This window comes from Bacillus sp. JJ722 (assembly GCF_036963345.1).
Lineage (GTDB): Bacteria > Bacillota > Bacilli > Bacillales > DSM-1321 > Bacillus_AD.
The window spans coordinates 1-7,204 of sequence record NZ_JBALMO010000251.1; the positions used below are offsets into that span (position 1 = coordinate 1).

Genomic DNA, 7,204 nt, shown 5'->3' on the forward strand with positions numbered 1-7,204 from the left:
ATATTATATAACAGATTCAATAAATTATATTTAATAAATAAATTTCCTGACTTTGTGAAATAAAAAAATAAAAGAGAATCATATGTGTTGACGAGCTAATTGTATGTGATGTAAACTTTGAACTAGAAAACAGCATTGTTACATTGTTATTGTTTTTTTTACTAATACAGTATAAAATATAATCGGTAATTAACCAAAAAAATGATGAATGGATAAGTAGTTGGTATTACTTGACATTGACTTTTTTTGGAGAATTTATGTGTTTTCTCATTTCCAAAATAGGATATATAAAAATTATTACCTTTTTAAATAGAAGAAAGGATTGGTGGCAGAATGGCTGCGAAAAAAGCAAAAGCTTTATTGGATGTAAACAAACAATTCGACGCGATTGAAGCACAATTTCAAACGATTCAAATTTTGAACGAAGAGGGAGAAGTTGTTAACAAAGATTTAATGCCAGATCTTACAGATGAGCAATTAAAAGAGTTAATGACAAGAATGGTATATACTCGCGTATTGGATCAACGATCAATTTCATTAAACCGTCAAGGTCGTCTTGGATTCTATGCTCCAACTGCTGGACAAGAAGCTTCACAACTTGGTTCACAATTTGCATTAGAAAAGGAAGATTTCATCTTACCTGGATATCGTGATGTTCCTCAAATCGTTTGGCATGGTTTACCATTATACCAAGCATTTTTATTCTCTCGTGGACATTACTTAGGAAACAGAATTCCTGAAGGAGTAAATGTAATTTCTCCACAAATCATTATTGGTGCTCAATACATTCAATGTGCTGGTGTAGCACTTGGAATGAAGAAAAATGGTGCACAGTCAGTTGCTATTACATACACAGGTGATGGCGGGGCTTCTCAAGGAGATTTCTATGAAGGTATTAACTTTGCAGGTGCATTTAAAGCTCCAGCAATCTTCGTAGTACAAAACAATCGTTATGCTATTTCTACTCCAGTAGAAAAACAATCTGCAGCAAGAACAATTGCTCAGAAAGCGGCAGCAGCAGGAATTCCTGGTGTACAAGTAGATGGTATGGACGTATTAGCTGTATACGCAGCAGTTCGTGACGCTCGTGAGCGTGCGATTAAAGGTGAAGGTCCAACATTAATTGAAACATTAACTTACCGCTATGGTCCACATACAATGGCTGGTGATGACCCAACTCGTTACCGTACAAGTGAAACAGATAGTGAATGGGAAAAGAAAGATCCATTAGTTCGTTTCCGTAAATATCTTGAAGCAAAAGGTCTGTGGAGCGAAGCAGACGAAACAGCTGTTATTGAAAGAGCGAAAGAAGAAATTAAAGAAGCAATCAAACAAGCAGATGCAACTCCAAAACAAAAAGTTACAGATTTAATGAGCATTATGTATGAAGAAATGCCATCAAACTTACAAGAACAGTACGAAATCTACAAAGAAAAGGAGTCGAAGTAAACAATGGCTCAAATGACAATGATTCAAGCAATTACAGACGCACTTCGCGTTGAAATGAAAAATGATGAAAAAATCCTTGTATTTGGTGAAGATGTTGGTAAAAACGGTGGAGTATTCCGTGCTACTGAAGGATTACAAGCAGAATTCGGTGAAGATCGTGTATTCGATACTCCATTAGCAGAATCAGGTATTGGTGGTTTAGCAATCGGATTTGGTTTACAAGGTTTCCGTCCAGTTCCAGAAATCCAATTCTTCGGCTTCGTATTTGAAGTAATTGATAGCATTAGTGGTCAAATGGCTCGTATGCGTTATCGTTCAGGCGGAAGATATCATTCTCCAGTAACAATTCGTTCTCCATTCGGTGGTGGTGTTCATACACCTGAAATGCACGCAGATAGTTTAGAGGGCTTGATGGCTCAACAACCTGGTGTGAAGGTTGTTATTCCTTCAACTCCATACGATGCAAAAGGATTATTAATCTCATCTATTCGTGATAACGATCCAGTAATTTTCCTTGAGCATATGAAATTATATCGTTCATTCCGTCAAGAAGTTCCAGAAGGTGAATACACTATTCCTCTAGGTAAAGCGGATGTGAAACGTGAAGGTACGGATGTAACACTTATTGCTTATGGTGCAATGGTACATGAATGTTTAAAAGCAGCTGAAGAATTAGAAAAAGCAGGTAAGTCAGCAGAGGTAATCGATTTACGTACTGTAAGCCCGCTTGATATTGAAACAATTATCGCTTCAGTTGAAAAAACTGGACGTGCTGTAGTTGTACAAGAAGCTCAAAAATCAGCTGGTATTGCAGCTAACGTTGTAGCTGAAATTAATGACCGTGCTATTTTAAGCTTAGAAGCTCCAGTATTACGTGTTGCAGCTGCAGATACTGTTTTCCCATTCTCACAAGCTGAAACAGTTTGGTTACCAAACCATAAAGATATTATTGAAACAGCAAATAAAGTATTAAACTTCTAATTATAAGTATTTCTTTGATAATTGAGTTTATAAACACAGCAAATAGATAATAGTACATTAAGTTGAACCTTCTCAGTGGATGAAGGTTCAACTGATTAATAGGAGGACGATTTAGATGTCTTTTAAATTTAAATTACCAGACATTGGTGAAGGTATTCACGAAGGTGAAATCGTAAAGTGGTTTATTAAACCTGGTGATAAGGTAGAAGAAGATGATGTACTTTGTGAAGTACAAAACGATAAAGCAGTAGTAGAAATTCCTTCTCCAGTTGCTGGAACGGTTGAAGAAGTATTAGTAGCAGAAGGAACAGTTGCAGTCGTTGGAGATGTATTAGTAACTTTTGACGCTCCAGGATATGAACATCTTTCATTTAAAGGTGATGAGCATGCAGAAGAAACAGCTCAACCGGAAGCGGCAGTTGAAGAAGTGAAAGAAGAAGCTGGACAAGCAGAAACATCTACAAAACGTGTAATTGCTATGCCTTCTGTAAGAAAGTATGCTCGTGAAAAAGCCGTAAATATTGCACTTGTAACAGGAACTGGGGATAATGGCCGCGTACTTAAGCAAGATGTAGATGCATTCTTAAATGGTGGCGCTAGCGTAGTAGCTGAAACAGCAGAAACAACTACTCAAGTAGCAGATAAAGCTGCTGAAGCAAAAGAAGAGCAAACTAAGCAGGCAGTAGCACCTGTTGTTCTTGAAGGTGAATTCCCAGAAAGTCGCGAAAAAATGAGCGGAATTCGTAAGGCTATCGCTAAAGCTATGGTAAACTCTAAGAGTACAGCTCCGCATGTTACATTAATGGATGAGATCGATGTTACTAAATTAGTAGCTCATCGTAAGAAATTCAAAGATGTTGCGGCTGCAAAAGGTATTAAACTTACTTTCTTACCTTATGTTGTTAAAGCATTAACGAGCGCGTTACGTGAATATCCAATTCTAAATACTTCTGTAGATGATGCAAACAGTGAGATTATTCACAAGCATTATTACAACATTGGTATTGCAGCTGACACTGAGAAAGGTCTATTAGTACCAGTTGTGAAAAATGCTGATCGTAAATCTGTATTCTCTATTTCAAATGAAATTAATGAATTAGCTGGAAAAGCTCGTGATGGCAAATTAGCTCCGAATGAAATGAAAGGTGCATCTTGCACAATTACAAACATCGGTAGCGCGGGTGGACAATGGTTTACACCGGTTATTAATCATCCTGAAGTTGCAATTCTTGGAATCGGTAGAATTGCAGAAAAAGCAATCGTACGCGATGGTGAAATCGTAGCTGCGCCAGTATTAGCACTTTCACTAAGCTTCGATCACCGCATTATTGATGGAGCGTCAGCTCAAAATGCTTTAAACCACATTAAACGTTTATTGAACGATCCAGAATTACTATTAATGGAGGCGTAAAAAGATGGTAGTAGGAGATTTCCCAATTGAAACAGATACTCTTGTCATTGGAGCAGGCCCAGGGGGCTATGTAGCGGCAATTCGTGCAGCACAGCTTGGACAAAAAGTAACAGTAGTTGAAAAAGGTACGGTTGGTGGCGTATGTTTAAACGTTGGTTGTATTCCATCAAAAGCATTAATTTCAGCTGGTCACCGTTATGACCATGCAAAACATTCAGCAGATATGGGTATTTCAGCTGAAAATGTAACAGTTGATTTTTCTAAAGTGCAAGATTTCAAAAACTCTGTTGTTAAAAAATTAACAGGTGGAGTAAGCTCTTTATTAAAAGGTAATAAAATTGAAACTGTTTACGGTGAAGCATATTTCGTTGATGAAAACAGTGTACGTGTTATGGATGAAAAGTCGGCACAAACTTATACATTTAAGAATGCAATTATTGCTACTGGTTCAACTCCTATCGAGATTCCAGGATTTAAATATAGTAAACGTGTAATTGACTCAACTGGAGCACTTAATTTAACAGAACTACCAAAATCGATTGTTGTAATCGGTGGTGGTGTTATTGGTACAGAATTAGGTGGAGCGTATGCTAACTTTGGTACTAAAATTACGATCCTTGAGGGTGGCCCTGAAATCATCCCAGGTTTTGAAAAACAAATGACAACGCTTGTTAAACGTAACTTGACTAGTAAAGGTGCTACAATTGTAACTAATGCTTTAGCTAAAGGTGTTGAAGAATTAGAAGATAAAGTAATTGTTACTTATGAAGCAAAAGGTCAAGAAGAAAAGATTGAAGCTGATTATGTATTAGTTACGGTTGGCAGAAAACCAAACACTCGTGAAATTGGTTTAGAAGAAATCGGAGTAAAACTAACTGATCGAGGATTAGTAGAAACTGATAAACAATGTAGAACAAGTGTAAGTAATATTTTTGCAATTGGAGATATAGTTTCTGGTCCTCAACTTGCTCATAAAGCTTCTTATGAAGGAAAAATCGCGGCTGAGGTAATTGCTGGACATGCATCTGAAATTGATTATTTAGGAATTCCAGCAGTTGTATTCTCTGAACCAGAACTTGCTTCAGTAGGTTACTCTGAAAAAGAAGCTAAAGATGAAGGTTTGGATATCATTGCTGCTAAATTCCCGTTCGCTGCTAATGGACGTGCACTTTCACTAAATTCTGCAGAAGGATTTATGAAAATTATTACAAGAAAACAAGATGGTCTTGTAATTGGTGCTCAAATCGCAGGACCTGGAGCTTCTGATATGATTTCTGAATTAGGATTAGCAATTGAAGCTGGTATGACTGCTGAAGATATTGCTATGACAATTCATGCTCACCCAACATTAGGTGAAATCACAATGGAAGCAGCAGAAGTTGCATTAGGAAATCCAATCCACATTGTAAAATAATACGGTAATAATAAGCCTATTATTAAACCTTTAAAGAGAGCTTTGTATGGCCTTGACCACACAAAGCTCTTTTTTGCTATGTAAAAACAAGATACCTTGCTGTAGCCTACACATTTGAGCGTTTTCTTGTGTGAAAGGAATCCTACTAGTACAAGTTATAATCATTCATTCTCCGCATATAATTTGTTTGAGTACAACCTAAATGTCTTTGTTATTTCTGTAATAATTAGAAAGCAAATATTAGATGTTGTTAAGAGTGGAGATGAGGAAGTTGAAGAGCTATTTTGTATTTCTTATTCAATGGATTGTATGGAGTGGTTATACATTAGCTGAGTGGCTTTCCGAACATGATAGGATTATTTATAAAGCATTTATGTTTTTAGTCTTTTTACAAATCGCTGTTTATATAAGTCAAGTTGTTCTACATTCCAAGATGAAAACGAGTTTTATTACAATCCTTAGTTTACTTACGTATGGAGTGTTTCATTTCTTGTTACAACAGTTTTCTGTTTTTATATAAACATAGGAAGAAAGCGGCTATCCTTACGATGGATAACCGCTTTCTTCTTATTTTCTAGGGTAGTGATAGATAACCCGTTTATTAAATAAATGTAGCTCACCTTGAAGTTTTTTAGAAAGGAATTTACAAAGTTCGTTTGCTTTTGTTTTATCGCCAAATGTTGAAATCTCAGGAAGTGTAACTTGGATATAGGTTTGTATTCGTTCGTTTGCGGCTTCTCTTACTAGTTCTTGATCAATGCCTACTATAATGACATTGTATCGCTCTGTATTTGAAGAGAGATAAAACCAGCAATTTTTTCCTTCTAGTGTTTCTTTTATTTGATATGGAAAAGCATAATCGCTGTAGTTCCAATCAACTTGTTCACCTGTTTTTGCAGTGATTTCTTTGTAGTAAGACAAAAGACTTTTTACCTCATCAATAGTTATAGTTTGTTGAGTAGAAGCGGGAGTTAACTTAATATAGGCGTTCACGTTCTTAGACATTGAAAACCTTCCTCTCTTCTTTTGGATAATCCGTTATCATCCTTTTCATTTTAACATTTGTAAATATTTGAAAAAAGTGCAAAAAATAAGAAATTATACTTTACAAAAAATGTAAAAAGGTGATATGATTATTCCTATATATTTGAAAAGGAGGAATTCTAATGGAACTATTCGATAAGCTCTATGATGAGTATGAGAATGCAAAAGTACGTTTTATTGGATTTACAACAAACGATACTCGCTATGATTTTGGGATTGTATATACGAACATGTTTTTTGGAAAACCTTTAGTCATATGCATGCAGACGAGTCGTTCAACCCTCCTAGAACAAAAGGATTTAGAGGATTTGGATTATTTGCAAGCTGTGTTTAAAATTTCTACTAAAGAACAAGCGATAGATTTAGCAGATTTTTTTAAAGAAGAACTACCAGAGGTGCCCTTTCAATCACAATATGAATAATTATCTGTAAAGCAAACGGAATGGTATAACCTATTCTGTTTGTTTTTGTTATATGTGCTATATTAATATGTGGTATTTTTAATGTTACATACAATTTAGGCTTGATTTTTTAAATGTGTTATATTATTATGGATTTAAGAAAGTAAAGCGATTACATTTCAAACAAAGGGGTTTAAAATATGGGAACTATTATTTGTCAATCATGCGAAAACACAATTGAATCTTTTGAAGATGAAAAAGTAAGTGTTCTATATTCTAAATGTGATTGCTGCAAGAAGAAGTAAGCTAGAAATATAGAAACATAATTTATTAACACAGATTCATGGGGATGCAGAATTTATAATACAAGAAAGAAAAAGATGAACGAGTGTTACGCTTGTTCATCTTTTTTGTATTAAGGAAGTAATAATTTTATTAGAGTATAATTTATTGAGTATGTCTCATTGAATAAATGTAGTAAAATATCAATACATGCATTTTAAC

Annotated in this window: 8 protein-coding genes; 7 read left to right on the forward strand and 1 reads right to left on the reverse strand. The window is 35.2% G+C overall.

Going from position 1 to position 7,204, the window contains the following annotated elements:
- Positions 1-333 precede the first annotated feature (333 nt).
- From pdhA to V7014_RS22920, 5 genes are all read left to right on the forward strand, one after another.
- Positions 334-1,449: a pyruvate dehydrogenase (acetyl-transferring) E1 component subunit alpha gene (pdhA, locus tag V7014_RS22900; protein ID WP_335510682.1), complete on the forward strand. Its 1,116-nt coding sequence runs from the start codon at positions 334-336 to the stop codon at positions 1,447-1,449.
- Between the two features lie 3 nt (positions 1,450-1,452).
- Positions 1,453-2,430, forward strand: coding sequence for an alpha-ketoacid dehydrogenase subunit beta (locus tag V7014_RS22905; RefSeq protein ID WP_335510684.1), 978 nt, complete (start codon positions 1,453-1,455; stop codon positions 2,428-2,430).
- Positions 2,431-2,545: 115 nt separating this feature from the next.
- The gene (locus V7014_RS22910) at positions 2,546-3,841 is read left to right on the forward strand and encodes a dihydrolipoamide acetyltransferase family protein (protein ID WP_335510685.1); all 1,296 of its coding nucleotides are present in this window, start codon (positions 2,546-2,548) and stop codon (positions 3,839-3,841) included.
- A 4-nt stretch (positions 3,842-3,845) separates the two neighbouring features.
- Positions 3,846-5,255 (forward strand): dihydrolipoyl dehydrogenase, encoded by a 1,410-nt coding sequence (gene lpdA, locus V7014_RS22915; RefSeq protein ID WP_335510687.1) that lies wholly within the window; start codon positions 3,846-3,848, stop codon positions 5,253-5,255.
- 271 nt (positions 5,256-5,526) lie between these two features.
- Positions 5,527-5,775 carry a hypothetical protein gene (locus V7014_RS22920; RefSeq protein WP_335510689.1) on the forward strand — a complete coding sequence of 83 codons (249 nt, stop codon included), beginning with the start codon at positions 5,527-5,529 and terminating at the stop codon, positions 5,773-5,775.
- A 47-nt stretch (positions 5,776-5,822) separates the two neighbouring features.
- Here V7014_RS22920 and V7014_RS22925 read toward each other — a convergent pair whose 3' ends face one another.
- Positions 5,823-6,248, reverse strand: coding sequence for a DUF1885 family protein (locus V7014_RS22925; RefSeq protein WP_438824964.1), 426 nt, complete (start codon positions 6,246-6,248; stop codon positions 5,823-5,825).
- 173 nt (positions 6,249-6,421) lie between these two features.
- Here V7014_RS22925 and V7014_RS22930 point away from each other — a divergent pair, with 173 nt between their 5' ends.
- Together V7014_RS22930 and V7014_RS22935 are read left to right on the forward strand one after the other, a co-directional pair.
- Entirely contained in the window at positions 6,422-6,721 is a 300-nt protein-coding gene (locus V7014_RS22930) for a DUF3055 domain-containing protein (protein ID WP_335510692.1), read from the forward strand.
- 179 nt (positions 6,722-6,900) lie between these two features.
- Positions 6,901-7,005: a GapA-binding peptide SR1P gene (locus tag V7014_RS22935; RefSeq protein ID WP_205063884.1), complete on the forward strand. Its 105-nt coding sequence runs from the start codon at positions 6,901-6,903 to the stop codon at positions 7,003-7,005.
- The last annotated feature ends 199 nt before the right edge of the window (positions 7,006-7,204 follow it).